The organism is Stenotrophomonas sp. YJH_SMC_120 (genome assembly GCF_059368675.1).
Genome location: NZ_JCAFRY010000001.1, coordinates 531,304 through 548,127, shown reverse-complemented (window position 1 = coordinate 548,127; position 16,824 = coordinate 531,304). Strand labels below are relative to the sequence as shown.

Genomic DNA, 16,824 nt, shown 5'->3' with positions numbered 1-16,824 from the left:
AAAAAAACGTTCGCGAAACGCGGCTGACCAACCGTGCTGGCGGAGCCTTGCCCACCATCTGGAACTGCTCATGAAACAGCAAACTTTCACCTTCCACATCACCGCAGCGATTGACATCGTCGCTCTGTTGCCAATGCCTGGACGAAGCCACAAGGGCGCCGAGCGCGAGGTGCGCCGGAAGTCAGCAAAAAAGTTGGCAGAGGCGTTGGTGACGTTTTTCAGCATCAATCGCATTGAGAAGGCCATTTCGTGCTCAGTTGATGAAGGGATTGCTGAAGTGCTGCCGCGAGTCAGTTTTCCTTGCCATCGTGCGGGTCTCATGGATTTCCCCGAGACCTATCCGGCCGATACGAAAGAGGGTTTCGCCGAGCTTAGCGGCGATGGACTGGCGACAAGGAGCTTTGCCATCCAGGCGGCGACGCAGGAGGAAGCCCTGTCACGATTCCGTTTCTTCAGTGCCGAGCAGCTCAATGCGGTCCCTTGGCAGGTGTGGGGCGTGGCCTTCTACGACGCAATGGAGTTCACCGTGCAGGGGCAGTTGTTTGCCCTGAACGTGAGCGAAGAGAAGATCGATAAGATCGCTGATCACATCGAGCTTGAGCTGTAGTAACCAGCGCCAAGCCTGGACCAACCCGTCAAACCCCGTTTGCGAAACACGGCTTTTCTTAGCCGTGCCGGCGGAGCTTTGCCCAAAAAACCCAAACCTGGAGATTCCCCATGAACACTGTTGCTCACCCGCTCAAAACCGGCGCGCTGTCCATGCTGAAGCAGCGCAAGATCACCTCCTCCCCTCGCGCCACCAAGCTCGCGTCCGCCACGGTCGGTTACGACCGCCTGCCTGCGGCCCAGACCACGGACACCTGGCTCACCTCGCCGGAGCTCATCTGGGGAAGCCCGAAGGAGGGCTACACGGGCCTCGGGCCCTTCGACCTGGATCCGGCAACGCCCGAGAACGGGATGCCGTGGCCCACCGCGGCTCGGATGCTCAAGCCCAGCGATGACGGCCTGGCGTCGGAATGGCCGGCGGATGCCTTCGTTTTCATGAACCCGCCGTTCGGCCGGGGGCAAGAGGCCTGGATGGAGAAGATGGCCAACCACCCGGGGGGCGGCATCGCCCTGGTGTTTGCGCGAACCGAGACCCGCTGGTTCCAACGTTTCGTGCTGAACCACCCCAATGTCAGCGCGGTGGTCTTCCAAGAGGGCCGCTTGAAGTTCCACCGGGCCAACGGAGACGTAGGTGACGCGCCCCCTGCTGGCCCTGCGTGGATTGCCTACGGCGAGGAGGGCGCCCGTCGCTTGAAGCGGGCGGTCAGGGAGGGGCAGATCCGCGGATGTTTCCTGGAGCTGGACTTTGCCCGGTTGAGTTCTGGGGTGGGCGCTGACGTGGGGGCGGCCAACGATGAGTAAGCGCACTTCGAAGAAGGCAAAGCCGACCTCACCCCGCGATGCGGCTTACCAGCGGTTGCTGAAGGCCGTTCAAACCATCCCCGGGGATTCGCCCCGGGAAAAGATGCGCAAGTTCACCGCGCTTGCGCTGAAGGTTTGCGTTCTCAAGCAGGCCGAGGAGTTGTTCACCTGGGGATATGGGCCCTTGGTCGCCTGGTGTGACTTGACGCTGCTTGGGACCGATGTGGATGGGTCCGAGGATTGGTGCCTCGAAGCGGGCCAGGCATACGGCGGCGCAGTGGAAACCTTCGAGCCGTTCGAATGCATCCTGGGCCGGCTGTTTAATGAGTTGGTGTGGTCAGGGAAAAAGAACGACGCTCAACATTTCACCCCCTGGGGCTTGGCGATGGCTTTGAACGCCTTTGCTCAAGCGCCTCAAAAAGACGAGTGGCCCATGGGTGACCCCACCTGCGGAGCCGGCACGCTGTTGCTTGTGAAGCTTCACGAACTGGCCGGGAAGGATTCGAAGGCCCTTCGGGGGCTTACCGTGAAAGCGAACGACCGCGATCCGTTGTGCGCTGCGATGACCGCACTTCAGTTGCTGTCAAACCAGTTGATCTGGCGGATGCCCATCGGGCGCGTGGTAATCGAGTGCAAAGACATCATCACCGAATACATGGAAATGCGGGTGGTGTTTTGGTCTCTCACGCGAGATCGGTTCATCGCCATGGATGAGGAGATCCGGCTCGAGAAGGCCAACCGGATGACGGGCGCTGACATGGGGGCGGCCAACAATGAATGAGGTCACTGCGCTTGTGAAGGCCATCCGCGCCATTCCTTCCACTCCTGGCAAGCCGTGGAATCCGCGGGTTGCATTCGAAACGTTCGTTCAGCACGCACTGATGTCGATGGCACATATCCACGCAGACACCAAGGGTCACCTCGACACCAAAGTCCTTGCTTTTGGACCCTTGAAAAAAAATGTCGAAGAAGCGCCTGAAGTGGTAGCAGCCATCAACGCTTACATCAAAGCGGTCTTCGCAAGCAGGCCGTTTGACGATGTCCTGGGACGGGTCCATGCCGAGCTGCTGGCCAGGAAGGGTGGAGAAGGGCTGGGTCAGTCTTTCACTCCCGGCGATCTTCTCGATCTGGTTCAAGCCCTTGCCACCAGGCATCGGCCTGGTGGGAGCGGAGCCAAGGTCTACGACAGCTGTTGCGGCGCGGGTTCGCTTGCCCTTGCCGCGATCAGGAGTCAACTGAAACACCTTCCAAGCGAAAAAATCCTGGTGCTGGCGGGGGACATCGATCCGTTGTGCGCAGCGATGACGGCTTTGCAGATCCACGCGAATCAAACGTTTCATTTCTTGCCGCTTGGGGCGGTCAAAGTCACGGTGGGGAACGAACTGATCGGTCCCAGGCGCCCCGGGTTTTGGTCTCACTTCCACCTCTACGAGTAGAGGCCGGAGGCCCGCCTTTCCCTCTTCAAGACTCGGCGGCGAGCAGCCGCCGGCTCTTGCTTCAAGCCGCTTTTGCTCTTGTTTTTCCTAACAGGTAACAAGCACCTGTTACCCCCTTGTTACCCGTGAAAGCCTTGTCCCATAAGGAGGTAACATGGGGTAACAGGGTAACGGGTGGATCGCGAGCTCCCGATGGATGTATGCATGGATGTTGTGAGCGGTGAGTGGATTTTTCTTGCGTGGATCTCTTAAACCACTTGTTACCTTGTTACCACCTGTTACCCCCCAGTAAACATAAGGGTTTGAAGGGTAACAAGTGGGTAACAAGCACTTGTTACCTCCAGGGCTGATGCTTGAGGTATTTCACACTTTCAAGTGTTTCTGGAGCATCAAAAGCAGAAACGAACATCCGTTGGCGCGAGCCCTTGCCAGTTCCGTAAAGCCTGCTTAGATGGATTTGTGGCCACAACAGGACCACAAATCAAGAAACGGAGCAGGCAGTGAAGACGAAACGCGAAAAGACCGCACGGGATGAGTTGTTGAAGGCCCGGGTCAGCAAAAGTTTTAAGGCGTTGGTGGAGGAGACGGCGGTGGCCCGTGGGCAAACCCCTTCCGAGGCCATGCGTCAGGCGCTTCAAGAGTGGGTGCATCGCCCCAGTCAAGCGGCATAAAAAACCCCGGGTGCGAACCGGGGCGTTTACAACTAGGGATTACAACATGAAGAGTAAGTCGAAGACTGGCCCTGTCAAGGGCGGGGAGGCCAATGGCGACGCCGTTGATCAGGCTCCGAAGAAAAAGGGCAAGGCCTTTGGGGCCGAAGCCAATCCCAACGACGCCACGGATGACCTGGGTGTGATCGGGGAAGACCTCTCGTTTGAGCTGGCCTATGCCGACGATATGCGCCGCGGCAACCAGTTTCGCATCGGCGGCAAGATGGACAACGGCGAGATCGACGTTTCCCTGTATCAGTGGGATGAGTCCGAAGGCATCTGGGCCCTGCAAGCCACCCGGGAAGTAGAAGCCCACGCGTTGGACTGGATGCGCAAGCACGCCCCGGAGGACGCCAAGCAGAGCAGCGCAACCAGCTGCGTCAAGACGGCCATGCTCGAAATGATCCGCTTGCCTGGCATGAAGTTGCCTGAAAGCCAGCATCGGGCCATCGTGCCGCTGAAGGGCGGTTACCTGGAGATCCTCAAGGACGCTAACAAGAAGGCCTACATCGAATACCTGCCGGCCGACCCCAAACACGGGATCACATCTCTTGTTCCAGCGAAGCTCAACCTGGACCAGGTGAAGTCGGGTCGTTACACCCCCAAGCCGTTGGACCCCAAGTCGCGGTGGGCCAAATATCTGGATCGCTTCATGCCTGACATGGCCGTGCGAGGGTTGCTTCAAGAAGCCATGGCGTCGTCGGTCATGCCGATGTGCCTGGAAAAAGCCTTCCTGTTGCTGGGAAGCGGCAGCAACGGCAAGAGCACCTTGCTTCACGTCCTGCGAGCCATCCACCCCAAGAACACTGCGGTCCGCATCGACAAGCTGGATGGGCAGTTCGCCATGGCACCTCTCGCTTCCAAGACTCTTTATCTGGCGACAGAGGCGCCCAAGGTCCTCTCCGATCCCATCCAGCAGGTCCTGAAGGCGCTCATCTCACGCGACCCCATGTCCGCCGAGAACAAAGGCAAGGACGCTTACACCACGGTTCCTCGGGGCACGCTCTTTCTTGCCCTGAACGCCATGTTCTCCGTGACGAGTCATGAGCACGGCTTTTGGCGAAAGATCTGCATGATCCCCTTCAATGTGCGCCTGGCCGAGAACGACAAGGACCGCGATCCGGACTTCCACAAGAAGCTGACCGAGGACCCGGCGGAAATGGCCGTGATCATCGACTGGCTGCTGGAGGGAGCCATGCGCCTCATTGAGCGAGGCGGCCTGCCCGAGGAAATGCCCGAAGCCGTCAAGGCGCTGGCCGAGCAGACCCGGCAAGAGACGGACACCACGGCGTCCTACTTCGCTGAGCGCATGGTCATCGAAGAAGAAGGCACGTGGACCGACAAGAACGACATCTATGCAGACTACCGAAACTACGTTCTGGATGAGCTGGGCCGCAAGCCGGTGGGTGCTGAAGAGCTTTGGAAGCGGGTGCGCGAACGGATGCCGGGGCTCCAGCAGAAGCAGAAGAAGGCGACGAAGGGATCGAAGGCCGAGCGCTGGGTCAACCTGCGCGTGGGGGGATTGAAGCCGCGCCTGGAGGGCGGGGCTCCCCAGTCCATCCCGGACGAGGAGGTTCCGTTGGGTGACCCTCTGAGCAAAGAGGCCATGGAAGCCATCGACCTCCTGTCGGGCGCACCGATGGCTGAAGCCGCGTAGGCCTTTACAACCGGCGACGTTGCGCTATTGCAAAGGGGTATCCAAACCAAAACGGAGCCCCCATGCCATCGCCCAACCACATCCCCGACGACGCGTTCCCCGAATCGGCCATCGGCCCGGCCGATCTGGAGAGTCCAGAGACGCCGGAAGCGGACCCGCAATACTTGCTCGTGCAAAGCGGGTTTGGTCTCCACGTCCGTCTGGGAAAAGACGGCGACCAGGGATTGCGCAGCGAGGACGAAATCGCCGAGCTGGTGCGGCGAGCGTTGTATCACCGCAAGAGTCTGACCCTTCATATCGAGTTCTGACCCCATCCACCCACAACCACCTGTTGAGAGGCGCAGGAGGTTGAAAAAGATTTGAGGCAACCACCCATGTCCAAGTATTCGGATCTCATCCAAACCACCGCCGAGCGAATGCTCCAACTCATGCAGCAGGGCACCATCCCCTGGCGCCGACCCTGGAACGACCCCGACGCCCCGCAGAACGGCTCGATCAACGGGCCGTGGAATCCAACCTCGGGCAAGTCCTATAGGGGCTCGAACACACTGATCCTTCTCGGGGCGCAGATGGCCCACGGCTACAACGACAATCGCTGGCTGACCTATCGGCAGGCAGAAAGCATCGGGGCCCAAGTCAGGCGCGGCGAGAAGGGGCAGCAGATCGCCTACTGGGACTTCAGCAAGACGGGCAAAGCCAAAGACGGTGCCGAGCCGTTGACCGAAGGCGAAGAGAAGGGCGGATACCAAGGGCCATCGGTGTTCGTCGCCACGGTGTTCAATGCCAGCCAAATGGACGGCATGCCCGAGCCCCCGCCGCCCTTCATCATGCCCGAGTCGATCCGCAACTTGCGTCTGCGGGAGTTGTTGGACAAGCACCAGCCAAAACTTCATCACGATGGCGGGAACAGGGCCTTCTACTCCGTTGCTACCGACAGCATCCACGTTCCGAAAGCGGGCAGCTTTCAAGACCCGATTAGTTATGCGTCAACCGTGCTCCACGAACTGGCCCATTGGACCGGGGCCAAGCACCGGCTCGGCCGCGATCTAACCGGGCGATTCGGGACGGAGGGGTATGCCAAGGAGGAACTGGTGGCAGAGCTGTCCAGCCTTTTCATTTCCGAGCGCCTCGGGATCGGGCTGGGGAAAGAACACGAAGAACAGCACGCCGGCTACCTGCAGTCTTGGATGAAAGCCCTGGCCGATGACCCTAGGACCCTGTTCCGCGCAGCCAGCCAAGCGGAGAAGGTCATGACCTTCCTCGACATCCCGACGTTTGAACGCGAGCCGCTGCCGCAGGTCAAGAAGGAGCAGGACACCGAGCAGGGGCGGAAGGCGGAAGCCGGTCGAAGGTCGCCGTCGCAACGCAAGGAACGCCAAGTAGCCTAACGCTGGTAGGGCTTGACCTTCCCCGAGTTTTTGCTAGAACTGGGAAGTGGGCATCCATGCCCCTGTCAGGTTCCCCATCGGGGTTGAAAACGAAGAACGGCTTCCACCGCATTCCTGCGGTGCTGGTGAGCCGTGACCTACTCAACACCAACCAATGGAGGACCCCATGCAACACGATTCCACCCAACCCATCAGCGCACGCGAAGCCCTTGGTCTGAAGCTCTGCGAACAAGAGCGCGACCTGCTCATCCAAGCGGTGAAGAACGATTGGTCAGTAGACGAGCTTTACGACGAGCTGCGGCAAGCGGCCTTCGACCATTACTACGACGGCAAGACCGATGAAGAAGAGTGGAAGGAAGAGACCTGGGTAACCAGCTACAAGGACTACGTGGCCTTCCTGACCGCTGCCACCGAGTATCCGCTCCACTTCGCCGTCGCATCCGGCGATGCCGAATGGGCTGGTGACCTGCTCAAGTCGGGACGCACGCCCCAGGACGCGGACTCGGAGGGAACGACCCCGACAGATTTGTTGGGGCGGCACGGGAATGATCAATCGGATCAGGTCATCCGTGCCCACAACCGAGCCAAGCTCCTCGACAGTATACTTCCGCCTGCCAACGCTTGGAAGCCACCGGAAGGCGGGTTTGGGGCCGACGCCCAACGGCAGGTCGGTGCGGCCATGAAGGCCCATGGGCAGGACGGCCAAACCCTGGAAGCCCCTCGCTTGCGAGCGCGCTTCTAAGGCCAAGGGAAAGGGCGGCGAAAGCCGCCTTTTCTTTTCCCGATCCCCTTGCGCAAACCAAACCGTTTGTTATGGGTAGTGCAACCCATTCAAAAAAGGAGGCCTCATGCGCGCGTTGATTCTTTCTCTGGCCCTTGCCAGCCTGCTCGCCCTTGCCGCCAGCGCCGCCGAGCCCCGTAGCGATTCGGTCGCCGTTGCCGTCGGGGTGAATGCCACCGTGATCACGCCGCACACCATCGCAGTAAGGGTCACACACGCCTGGGAGGCGTCCCCCACGGAAACCGCCACCGGGGTTCAGTCCTTCGAACCCATGGAAGCGCCGGGCCGTGGCCCATACGCGGCTTACAACTCAATCTTGAAGAAGAACCCCGCAACACGCGAAAGCGTCACGCTGTGGGTGATTGACGAGGCGCAGCGCTACTACACGCTCCGAGTGACGTATGAGCGCGTCCCATGCCGCGACACGCGAAACAACGGTGTGGATGACAGCGTATGTGCGCTGCGCATCGCTGGCCGCATTCTGCCGTTCTACATGCAGGGCGACGAGCAGGGGGCTTTTGAGGTGGGGGATCAAGTTTTTCTCCGCTCCGAAGGGACCGCGCAGCCAGTGATTACAGAGCTTGAGGCAGCTTCCGTATCCGTAGTCATCGGTGCGGGCAGAGAAAATGTAGCCGTTGGAGGGCAGCGCTGATGAAATGGCTCGCATTTTTCCGCAAGCGCCCCGATGCCGCGCTGAGCATCGAGGACTTCAAGCAATCTCCAGGCCACGTTTTGATGGACGAAAGCGGATACCTGGGCCTTTCTCACGAAGCAGCAGCCCCGATCGATCGGTTGCGCCAAGCCAAGGGCTGGGGCGTGCGCTCTGCCAACGCGGCAACGACCGGCAAAGGGCGGCGCTAATGGGAGCCACATTCAAAAGCATTGCCCACCATTACGGTCACCTCATTCTAGACGGCATGGACTGCTCCCCTGCGCAACCTCGCGAGCTGCACCACCTGCCAATGGCATGGAATCTCAAGCCCAGCCAGTGGGGCCAACCTCTCACTTTCCAGGCGCGCCCGCTGAGGAGTCGCGCGGGAGGCCGCCCATGGTGAGCGCGATCCTTCTGCTGACCCTGCTTGGCCTCATGGTCCTGGTCCCGCTCTGGACGTTCAAGCGCTTTGGCGACGCTAAGGCAGCCTGGCAACGGGTAAGAGGCGGTGAGCGAGACGCTCGCACGCACGGCCGCGTCGTGATCCATGGCGGGCTGTTTGGAGTTGGGATGGTGGTCATCGCCGCGTTCTTGGCCCAAGCCACCTTCAGCGTCTGGCACCAGCTCGCCACCGGGGGAGGCCTGTTTGTCCTCGGCACGGTCGCGGTGCTCTGCCTGCTGGCCTTTTTCTGGAGCAAGGGGAGGTCGCGCGGATGAGTGCGTTGACGATGCTTTTCCTTTCCATTCTGGTCTTTGCAGTGTTTCTTTGCTCGGCGGCGGTTATCTCTTTTGTGGCCGCGCTGACTTACCCGACGGTGAAGCAATCGCTGACCTTCCTCCGGAGCGGCGAGCGGAGCGCGTCGCTTTACATTGGTTTCGCCATTTATGGGGGGATCTTCACGGGCTGCGTCCTCACGCTTGCATTCGTGGCGGTGATAATGGCCCTCAACATTTCCAGCGCTGAGGACGCCGCTCTATACGCGGCCACCTTGCTTAGCGCGGGACTGGGCTACTGGGTGGGCCGATGACACGCGAGCCGTCCACCTTGTTTGCCCCAGACGTTCTTCCCGGGCCGGATGGCATCGAGCTGTTGCCGATGCCCGCAGACATCCGGGCCATCTACGACGCAGCCCAACGCAACACGCCTTTCAGCAAGGACGTGGACGACGCCCTGGCCGCGCACCGCAACGCACACGGCGAAGCGGAGCAAATCGAGCACGCTCAGCGTGTGGATCCTGCGGATGCCATGCCCTCGGAGCGCTACCGGGCTTATGTGAGCCAACGCCGCTATGCGGTCCGCGCCTGCATTCAGGCCGGCATGGCACGAAAGGACATCGCAAGGTTCCTCGGGGTGGCTGTTTACACCTTGCAGAAAGATGCTCAAGCCCTTGGACTGCGGTTGCCGGTCTGCCAACGACAACCGAGGAGCATTGCAGGGCACTCGGTTGAGGAAGTGCTGAGCCTGCTCCACGAACTGGGCACCCGCACCCGTGTGGCGGCTCGGATCGGCGTCACGCAGCAAGCGGTTAGCCTGTTTTGCAAGAAATACGAACTGGACATGCCGCAAAACGGAAAGAAGGCGGTTGTTCTGGCTCGGCGCAAAGAGGTGCGCCGGTTGAGCGAGGCCGGCCTATCGGTGTCTGAAATGGCGCAACAGTTGGCCGTGCCATACGCGTGCATAACGGCCGACCGCAAAGCGCTGAAGCTGCCGCGTGTGCGTCTGCCGGCAGAGAAAATGACCCTCTTGGGCTTGAGTCGAGCAGAGATCGAGGCCCTTCTTGCTCGATTCCAGACCATCAAGGCAGTGGCGTTGCATCTCGGAACCAGTGGGGCGCATGTGTCCTCTTACATGAAGAGAGCCGGCCTCAAAGCGCCACGGGACGGGCGATGCCGCCAGGCCAACACACCATCGACCGACCGCAAACCGCTGAAGCTTCCGGGCATGCGTAAACCGGCGGAGAAAATGACCCTCTCGGGCTTGAGTCGAGCAGAGGTCGAGATCCTGCTCGTCCGATTCCAGACGGCCAACGCTGTGGCTCTGCATCTTGGGGTCAGCGCGTCGTCTATATCTGTTTACATGAAAAGAGCAGGTCTCAAAGCGCCGCGCGATGGGCGACGTCGTCAGGCCGCTCCATCATGATTCCACGCAAAGGCTTCCTCGGCGGCCGCTCCCCGGCCCAGGTTCAATCCTTGCTGGACGAAGGGGGGACTCAGCGCGCCTTGGCCCAACGCCTGGGCGTCACCCACCAAGCCGTGAACCGCTTTGTCCGGCGGCACCGCCTGGCGGGCTCCGGACGGCAGGCGTTCCGGGACCGCCAAGCCCGCGAGCTCGCTGAGCGTCGCCAGCAGGTGCAGCGGCTGGTCCGAGCCGGGCTGACCTCGGTCGAGGTGGCCCAGCGCTTGGGCGTGTCGCCGGCCACCATCGGCCTGGACCGCCAAGCCCTTTGGTTGGGGCGCGTCCTGAAAGGGCCGGAGCACCGCACCTTGCGGGGGCTGGCCCTGGACCAGGTTCGGGCTCGCTTAAAGGAGGTCAGCCGGGCTCAGTTGGCGCGGGAGCTCGGGGTGAGCAGCTCGGCTGTCTATCGCTACTGCGGGAAGGTGGGCCTCAGCCCTCCGTAGCCTAGTTGCCTCTTGGCCCGGCGGTCGTTAAGTGGCCCAGCATATAGTTCGCGATCAGGCTCCGATCACGGGAAGGTCATTTCGATCAAAGGCTTAGCCGCCGTTAGGCTTTGGAGTATTGGCCGAAATGCACCCGCTGAACGATACTTGGAGCCTGTTCGAGGGGATGTATTCGATGCCGCTGCTCAACTGGTCTAACCGTGATGAAGACCTGACCCGTTCCGCCCTGACGCCCTACCGCCTTCTGGAGCCGGTGGCCAGCTTGTCCTATGGGGAGGTCGACTCTCCGAACATGCTGATCGAAGGCGACAACTTGGACGCTCTGAAGGCCCTGCTGCCTTACTACGCAGGGCAGGTGAAGTGCATCTTCATCGATCCGCCTTACAACACTCGCAGCGCCTTTGATCATTACGACGACAACCTTGAGCACGCCAAGTGGCTGTCGATGATGTATCCGCGCCTAGAGCTGTTGCGAGATCTGTTGGCTGAAGATGGATCGATTTGGATAACCCTGGATGACAATGAGGCCCATTACTTCAAAGTCATTGCAGATGAGGTGTTCGGCCGTAAGAACTTCATTGCAAACGCGATTTGGCAGAAGGTCTTCTCTCCGAAGAACAGTGCTCGACATCTTTCCGTCGACCATGATCATCTGTTTGTCTATGCAAAAGACGCAGATATTTGGCGCCCGAACGACATGCCTCGGTCTGAGAGGCAAACTGCCACATACAAGAACCCCGATGAAGATCCGCGTGGTCCGTGGACCTCAGGCGACCTTTCAGCGCGCAACTTCTATGGCGCTGGAACATATCCGATTACTTGTCCCAGTGGCAGGGTAATACCTGGCCCTCCAAACGGAATGTATTGGCGTGTGTCGAAGGAGAAGTTTCAGGAAATGGATTCCGATGGGCGGATCTGGTGGGGCGCTGCAGGGAACAACGCTCCTCGAATAAAAAGATTTCTTTCGGAAGTCAAGCAAGGTGTAGTTCCTCAGACGATCTGGATGAACTCAGATGTCGGAAATACGCAGGAAGCGAAAAAAGAGGTCGTCGCACTTTTTGGTAGTGAAAACTTCATGACGCCGAAGCCTGAACGTCTCCTTCAACGTGTCATTCACATAGCGTCTGAAGAGGGGGATCTTGTTTTGGATAGCTTCCTAGGCTCTGCGACTACTTCTGCGGTTGCTCACAAGATGCGCCGGAAATGGATTGGGATAGAAGTCGGTGAGCACGCTCGGTTGCTTGGTCAACCCAGGATGAAAAAGGTTGTTGATGGTGAGCAAGGAGGCATCTCAAAAAGTGCCGACTGGAGGGGCGGTGGCGGCTTCCGCTTCTACAAGCTCGGTGTGCCCGTGTTCGATGATGCGGGCCACATCCGCGAGGGCATCAAGTTCGAGCACCTGGCCGCCCACGTCTGGTTCGCCGAGACTGGCGCCGCACGCTCCACTCGAGCACCGAAGCAGCCGTTCCTGGGCGAGCACCACGGGGTCGGCTACTACCTGCTGTTCAACGGTATTTTGGGCGATGAGAGCAAGACCGGCGGCAACGTGCTGACCAAGCGGGTGTTGAAAGGCTTGCAGACCTTCGAGGGTCCCAAGGTGATCTACGGCGAATCCTGCGATTTGCCTAAAGAGCGGCTGGAGGAGCTCCAGATCACCTTCAAGCAAACCCCCTACGACATCAAGGCACGCTAAGCATGGCTCTTTCCCTCAAGGTGTATCAGCAGCGGGCGTTGTCCAGCCTGGCCCAGTTCCTCGAAGACGCCCGGCTGACCGGCCCCGCATCCGCGTTTGAGAAGAACGCGGATGCCGGTCTGGTCACCCAATACAAACCCATGCCTCATCTGGAGGCCTCGCCCTACGTGTGCCTACGCATCCCCACGGGCGGCGGAAAGACCGTCATGGGCGCGCACATCATCCAGGCGGCAGGCGACGCCTACCTCGAGCGCGAGTTTCCGCTGGTCATGTGGATGGTCCCCACCACCCAGATCAAGACCCAGACGCTGGAGGCCTTCAAGAATCCCCGCCATCCCTACCGCCAGGAACTGGACGAGGCGTTCGGGGGCAAGGTCGCGGTGTTCGACGTGGAAGACTTCACCCACATCCGCCCCGCCGATCTGGGCACCAAGGTGTGCGTGGTCATTACCACCATGGCCGCGTTGCGCGTGGAGAACCAGGAAGGCCGGAAGGTCTACGAGCACCACGAGGACCTGGAAGCGCACTTCGCCGGCAGCGTGTCCGATCTGGCCTACCTGGAGCAGAACAAAGCCGGCAAGGCCATTGCGTCCTTTGCCAACCTGCTCAAGCTCCACGGCCCGTTGGTCATCACCGACGAAGCCCACAACGCCAACACGCCGTTGTCTTACCAGGTCTACGAGCGCCTGGGCGCCAAGGTGGTGGTGGAACTCACCGCCACGCCCGAGGCCAGCAAGAGCAACGTGCTGGTGAGCGTCAGCGCGTTTGAGCTGAAGAACGCGAACATGATCAAGTTCCCGGTCGTGCTCAAGGAGCACGTCGGGCAATGGGAGGTGGCCGTGGGCAGCGCCGTGGCCCGCCGCAACGAGTTGGGCAAGACCGCGCTGGGCGAGCCGGACTATATCCGTCCCATCCTGCTGATTCAGGCTGAGAACGCCAAGGGCACTGCCACGGTCGAGGAGGTCAAGAAGCACCTCATCGACAACGAGAAGGTGCCCGAAAAAGCCATCGCCATCGCCACGGGCGATCAGCGCGAGATCGATGGGGTGGACCTGTTCGCCAAGAACTGCCCCATCGAGGTCATCATCACCAAGCAAGCGCTCAAAGAAGGGTGGGATTGCTCCTTTGCCTACGTCTTCTGCTCGGTTGCCCAGGTCAAGAGCGACAAGGACATCCAGCAGCTGCTGGGGCGCGTGCTGCGCATGCCGTATGCGACCCGCCGCAAGCAGGAGGCCATGAACAAGGCCTACGCGCACGTCACCACTGCGGCGTTCAATCTGGCTGCTGCAGAGCTCACCAAGTCGCTCATCGACATCGGGTTCAACCCTCTTGAGGCCGTGGGTGCGGTGCTGCCGGATCCCACACCTGGCCCCGGCTTGGACTTGCAAGGCGGCAAGGTCAATCCGGTTCCCGTGACGCCCAAGACCACCATTGCCGTGAGCAAACAACCGGATCTTACTGGTATCCCTGCTCGGGACCAGACCAGCGTTGTGTTCACTCCGAACGAGGAAGGCAAGGGCGGCTCGGTGGAGATCACGGGCGAGGTGGACGAGTCCACCGTGGAAGCGATCACCAAGGCTGTGCCAACCAAGGAGCGCGAGGAAGCGGCGGCTACAATCCAGCGGCATCAGATCGCCGCCAAGGCCGTCAAAGCCCCTAGCCAGAACGGCGCGGTGTTCAGCGTGCCGCGGCTTGGGGTCATGGAGCAGGGCGAGCTGGAGTTCGTGGAGAGCGGCGCCACGCCGCCGGGCTTCACCTGGGACTTGCTGGCCTATCCCCCGGACTTAACAAGCCTCAAGTTCAACGCAGATAGCAAGACCTTTGAAGTTGATTTGGTGGACGAGAAGGTCAGCTACACGCCGATTGATGACGACGTGAACACCTACTTGCCAGGCTTCGCCAAGGACCGCACACAGGCGGACCTGGTGGGCTGGCTGGACCAGAAGATCCGCGATCCAGCGGTCAAGCAGCCCGTGCTGCGGGAGTGGTTGCGCCGGTCCATCAGCGGGCTGTCCGAAGATCGGGGCTTCTCTCTCTCCCAACTGCTCAATGGCCAGTTCGTGCTCCGACGGAAGCTCGGCGAGCAGCTTCAGATCGCCAAGGCGGAGGCGCTCAAGGATGGCTTCCAGCAGGCCTTGTTTGGTGCCGACGCTGAGATCGTGGTCAGCGATGAGCCCGATGCCATGTTCACCTACCCCGCGGACATGACCCAGTATCCGGCGCACTCCTACTACCAAGGCGGCACGTATCGCTTCCGCAAGCACTACTACCCCTTCGTGGGCGATCTTCAATGGAAGACCGCCGGGGGCAAGGTGGGGGAGGAGTTTCTCTGCGCCCAGGCCATCGATCAGCTGGATGAGGTGGCGTTTTGGGTCCGCAACCTGGTGGACAAGAGCCAGTTCTGGATGCCGACGTCCAAGCAGCGGACCTACCCGGACTTCGTTGCCAAGCTCAAGGACGGTCGCCTGCTGGTCGTTGAATACAAGGGCGGCGACCGATACACGGCGGACTCCGAGAAGGAGAAGCGAATGATCGGTGAGCTATGGGCCGCTAAGAGCAACGGCCGAGGGGTCTACCTCATGGCCCAGTTGAAGGATGAGAAGGGCAACAGCGTGACCGAGCAGCTGAAGGCAGCCATCGGGGAGTGACTTCATAACAGGGGGAAGGGAATGGCTGTCTATATTTCAGATCTCGATATTCGCAACTTTCGGTCGTGCGTTTCTACGCAGTTGCAGCTGACCGAGTTCACGCCACTCGTTGGGTTGAACAACTGCGGTAAAAGCAACTGCCTCACTGCACTTCAATGGTTGGTAAAAGGGGGGCGCTGGAAGGAGGAAGACTTCCACGATCCACTTCTGCCTATTGAGGTATCTGGCCGTCTCTATGGCATCGTCGAAGAAGACCTTGCCATGCTGGACTTGAAGCATCGAACAAGGATCGAGCCGCATGTGCGTGATGGCGTGCTTCGCATCCGAAAGCATCAGCAAGGGGCTGGCAGTGGCGTTTCACTGACCGTGTTGAACTTAGACACGAACGAGTGGGATCCAAATCCGACTGGCATTGATCAGGCCATCTCAGCTCTTTTCCCGGATCCAATACGGATCGGGGCTATGGAGGATGCGGAAGAGGATGCCAGTAAGGCAAAGACCAGTACGACGATTGGTAAGCTTTTAATAGACATGGTCGCAGCTATTCAAGAAAGGCATCAGGCGGATCTATCGCCGCACCTTTTGGCAATCGTTGGAATGCTTTCCGCTGAGGGTGCAGAACGATTTGAAGAGCTGGGGAGGATTGACGCCTCCATCAATCAAAAAATCGCCGATCTGTTCCCTGGGGTGAGCATCAAGCTGGATTTCCCCGTCCCTGTGTTGAACGACCTCATCAAGGCGGGAACCGTCAAGGTCTATGAGGGAGACGGAAAGGGCAGGGGATTTGGTTCATACGGGCATGGTGCCCAGCGCGCTATTCAGATGGCAATGGTGCGCCACCTGGCTGACCTCAAGCGAGGCGTTGCCATAGCCGGTGGAGTGACGCTGCTGCTGATTGATGAGCCCGAGCTGTTCATGCATCCCTTTGCTGTAGAGCAGGTTCGCGAAGCACTGAGGGCACTTTCCGCGTCGGGCTATCAGGTGGTCTTTTCGACCCACTCTGCTCAAATGATCCTCGCGCGCGACGCTAAAAATGCTTTGTTGATGACGAAGAAGCATCCGCAGGGGACCCAAGCAAGGCCCAGGCTTCAGTCGGTGGTCGAGCAGTTGGTTGCCGAGCCTACGCATCAGCTCCACCAGATCTTCAGTTTGACCAACTCTTCCCAGATGCTCTTCGCTGACAAGGTGGTCTTGACCGAGGGAAAGACAGAGCTCCGGTTGCTCCCCAGCCTCTTCAATGCAGTCTCCGGCAAGACCATGGGGCAGTCTTCGCTCGCGATTGTCGCGATGAGCGGCGTCTCGGATACCCAGAAGTCCATGGAGATCCTGGAGGCGCTGGGCCTTCCAGCATGCGCGATTGTGGACCTTGATTACGCGTTTCGGCAGGCCACCAAGCACGGTTTCCTTGACCCGAGCGACACTGATATCGCTACATGCCGCTCGATGCTAAGAACGATGGCGGACGAGGGTCAGATCACCTTGGACGAAGGGGGACTCCCTAAGAAGGGCCCCCAGGGCCCGGCCTCGAAGGCTTTCGAGCTTCTAGCGGAAAGAGTAGAAGCATTGCCGCACATCCAGGCACTCGTCCGAAAGCTTCGGGACAAATCGATCTGGCTATGGAGCCGGGGTGCCATCGAGCCTCATGTTGGGCTGACCGAAAAGAAGGAGCACGCCTGGCTGGCGTTCCAAGTGAAGGTCGAAAGCGATGGGGTGGATGCAGCATGTGCGGACGCAGCAAGCGTGCGAGAACTCGTGGAGTGGCTGGCTCGCTAACGTCCGCTAGCACGTTGGCTAGTCCACCGGCCCGGAGCGCTCGCGGAGCTTCTCGCAAGC

18 protein-coding genes are annotated in these 16,824 nt (G+C 60.1%); all 18 read left to right on the top strand.

Annotated features, from left to right (window positions below; translation table 11 throughout):
* Window positions 1-70 precede the first annotated feature (70 nt).
* A complete protein-coding gene (locus AC5P60_RS02815) occupies window positions 71-607 on the top strand; it encodes a hypothetical protein (RefSeq protein WP_224119358.1) in 537 nt (178 codons plus the stop codon).
* 110 nt (window positions 608-717) lie between these two features.
* Window positions 718-1,407: a phage N-6-adenine-methyltransferase gene (locus AC5P60_RS02810; protein ID WP_224119359.1), complete on the top strand. Its 690-nt coding sequence runs from the start codon at window positions 718-720 to the stop codon at window positions 1,405-1,407.
* Window positions 1,400-2,188, top strand: a complete 789-nt coding sequence (locus tag AC5P60_RS02805) for a DNA methyltransferase family protein (protein ID WP_197581593.1) — start codon at window positions 1,400-1,402, stop codon at window positions 2,186-2,188. The genes AC5P60_RS02810 and AC5P60_RS02805 overlap by 8 nt, the downstream gene beginning before the upstream one ends.
* Entirely contained in the window at window positions 2,181-2,843 is a 663-nt protein-coding gene (locus tag AC5P60_RS02800; protein ID WP_031421652.1) for an N-6 DNA methylase, read from the top strand. Before AC5P60_RS02805 ends, AC5P60_RS02800 begins: the two co-directional genes overlap by 8 nt.
* 500 nt (window positions 2,844-3,343) lie before the next feature.
* Entirely contained in the window at window positions 3,344-3,514 is a 171-nt protein-coding gene (locus tag AC5P60_RS02795; RefSeq protein ID WP_140222693.1) for a ribbon-helix-helix protein, CopG family, read from the top strand.
* A 46-nt stretch (window positions 3,515-3,560) separates the two neighbouring features.
* Window positions 3,561-5,210, top strand: a complete 1,650-nt coding sequence (locus tag AC5P60_RS02790) for a DNA primase family protein (protein ID WP_224119360.1) — start codon at window positions 3,561-3,563, stop codon at window positions 5,208-5,210.
* A gap of 62 nt (window positions 5,211-5,272) precedes the next feature.
* Window positions 5,273-5,518: a hypothetical protein gene (locus AC5P60_RS02785; protein ID WP_099595987.1), complete on the top strand. Its 246-nt coding sequence runs from the start codon at window positions 5,273-5,275 to the stop codon at window positions 5,516-5,518.
* A 66-nt stretch (window positions 5,519-5,584) separates the two neighbouring features.
* Entirely contained in the window at window positions 5,585-6,598 is a 1,014-nt protein-coding gene (locus tag AC5P60_RS02780) for an ArdC family protein (protein WP_224119361.1), read from the top strand.
* A gap of 166 nt (window positions 6,599-6,764) precedes the next feature.
* Window positions 6,765-7,340, top strand: a complete 576-nt coding sequence (locus AC5P60_RS02775) for a hypothetical protein (protein ID WP_111007983.1) — start codon at window positions 6,765-6,767, stop codon at window positions 7,338-7,340.
* A gap of 106 nt (window positions 7,341-7,446) precedes the next feature.
* A complete protein-coding gene (locus AC5P60_RS02770; protein WP_224119362.1) occupies window positions 7,447-8,031 on the top strand; it encodes a hypothetical protein in 585 nt (194 codons plus the stop codon).
* On the top strand, window positions 8,031-8,240 hold the full coding sequence (locus AC5P60_RS02765; RefSeq protein ID WP_224119363.1) for a hypothetical protein: 210 nt from the start codon (window positions 8,031-8,033) through the stop codon (window positions 8,238-8,240). The genes AC5P60_RS02770 and AC5P60_RS02765 overlap by 1 nt, the downstream gene beginning before the upstream one ends.
* A 187-nt stretch (window positions 8,241-8,427) precedes the next feature.
* Window positions 8,428-8,748, top strand: a complete 321-nt coding sequence (locus tag AC5P60_RS02760; RefSeq protein WP_224119364.1) for a hypothetical protein — start codon at window positions 8,428-8,430, stop codon at window positions 8,746-8,748.
* A complete protein-coding gene (locus AC5P60_RS02755; protein WP_224119365.1) occupies window positions 8,745-9,059 on the top strand; it encodes a hypothetical protein in 315 nt (104 codons plus the stop codon). The genes AC5P60_RS02760 and AC5P60_RS02755 overlap by 4 nt, the downstream gene beginning before the upstream one ends.
* 68 nt (window positions 9,060-9,127) lie before the next feature.
* Window positions 9,128-10,171 (top strand): hypothetical protein, encoded by a 1,044-nt coding sequence (locus tag AC5P60_RS02750; RefSeq protein WP_224119366.1) that lies wholly within the window; start codon window positions 9,128-9,130, stop codon window positions 10,169-10,171.
* Window positions 10,168-10,650 carry a hypothetical protein gene (locus AC5P60_RS02745; protein WP_224119367.1) on the top strand — a complete coding sequence of 161 codons (483 nt, stop codon included), beginning with the start codon at window positions 10,168-10,170 and terminating at the stop codon, window positions 10,648-10,650. Before AC5P60_RS02750 ends, AC5P60_RS02745 begins: the two co-directional genes overlap by 4 nt.
* 127 nt (window positions 10,651-10,777) lie before the next feature.
* On the top strand, window positions 10,778-12,343 hold the full coding sequence (locus tag AC5P60_RS02740) for a site-specific DNA-methyltransferase (protein WP_224119368.1): 1,566 nt from the start codon (window positions 10,778-10,780) through the stop codon (window positions 12,341-12,343).
* A 2-nt stretch (window positions 12,344-12,345) separates the two neighbouring features.
* Window positions 12,346-14,991 carry a DEAD/DEAH box helicase gene (locus tag AC5P60_RS02735; protein WP_224119369.1) on the top strand — a complete coding sequence of 882 codons (2,646 nt, stop codon included), beginning with the start codon at window positions 12,346-12,348 and terminating at the stop codon, window positions 14,989-14,991.
* Window positions 14,992-15,012: 21 nt separating this feature from the next.
* The gene (locus AC5P60_RS02730) at window positions 15,013-16,764 is read left to right on the top strand and encodes an ATP-dependent nuclease (RefSeq protein ID WP_024957524.1); all 1,752 of its coding nucleotides are present in this window, start codon (window positions 15,013-15,015) and stop codon (window positions 16,762-16,764) included.
* Window positions 16,765-16,824: the final 60 nt, after the last annotated feature.

Bases quoted from the DNA above. Each gene is read 5' to 3' on its own strand.
- AC5P60_RS02765 (WP_224119363.1), top strand. From the start codon at position 8,031: ATGAAATGGCTCGCATTTTTCCGCAAGCGCCCCGATGCCGCGCTGAGC.
- AC5P60_RS02780 (WP_224119361.1), top strand. From the start codon at position 5,585: ATGTCCAAGTATTCGGATCTCATCCAAACCACCGCCGAGCGAATGCTC.
- AC5P60_RS02750 (WP_224119366.1), top strand. From the start codon at position 9,128: ATGCCCGCAGACATCCGGGCCATCTACGACGCAGCCCAACGCAACACG.
- AC5P60_RS02740 (WP_224119368.1), top strand. From the start codon at position 10,778: ATGCACCCGCTGAACGATACTTGGAGCCTGTTCGAGGGGATGTATTCG.
- AC5P60_RS02810 (WP_224119359.1), top strand. From the start codon at position 718: ATGAACACTGTTGCTCACCCGCTCAAAACCGGCGCGCTGTCCATGCTG.
- AC5P60_RS02735 (WP_224119369.1), top strand. From the start codon at position 12,346: ATGGCTCTTTCCCTCAAGGTGTATCAGCAGCGGGCGTTGTCCAGCCTG.
- AC5P60_RS02755 (WP_224119365.1), top strand. From the start codon at position 8,745: ATGAGTGCGTTGACGATGCTTTTCCTTTCCATTCTGGTCTTTGCAGTG.
- AC5P60_RS02775 (WP_111007983.1), top strand. From the start codon at position 6,765: ATGCAACACGATTCCACCCAACCCATCAGCGCACGCGAAGCCCTTGGT.
- AC5P60_RS02800 (WP_031421652.1), top strand. From the start codon at position 2,181: ATGAATGAGGTCACTGCGCTTGTGAAGGCCATCCGCGCCATTCCTTCC.
- AC5P60_RS02730 (WP_024957524.1), top strand. From the start codon at position 15,013: ATGGCTGTCTATATTTCAGATCTCGATATTCGCAACTTTCGGTCGTGC.
- AC5P60_RS02785 (WP_099595987.1), top strand. From the start codon at position 5,273: ATGCCATCGCCCAACCACATCCCCGACGACGCGTTCCCCGAATCGGCC.
- AC5P60_RS02760 (WP_224119364.1), top strand. From the start codon at position 8,428: ATGGTGAGCGCGATCCTTCTGCTGACCCTGCTTGGCCTCATGGTCCTG.
- AC5P60_RS02770 (WP_224119362.1), top strand. From the start codon at position 7,447: ATGCGCGCGTTGATTCTTTCTCTGGCCCTTGCCAGCCTGCTCGCCCTT.
- AC5P60_RS02745 (WP_224119367.1), top strand. From the start codon at position 10,168: ATGATTCCACGCAAAGGCTTCCTCGGCGGCCGCTCCCCGGCCCAGGTT.
- AC5P60_RS02815 (WP_224119358.1), top strand. From the start codon at position 71: ATGAAACAGCAAACTTTCACCTTCCACATCACCGCAGCGATTGACATC.
- AC5P60_RS02790 (WP_224119360.1), top strand. From the start codon at position 3,561: ATGAAGAGTAAGTCGAAGACTGGCCCTGTCAAGGGCGGGGAGGCCAAT.
- AC5P60_RS02805 (WP_197581593.1), top strand. From the start codon at position 1,400: ATGAGTAAGCGCACTTCGAAGAAGGCAAAGCCGACCTCACCCCGCGAT.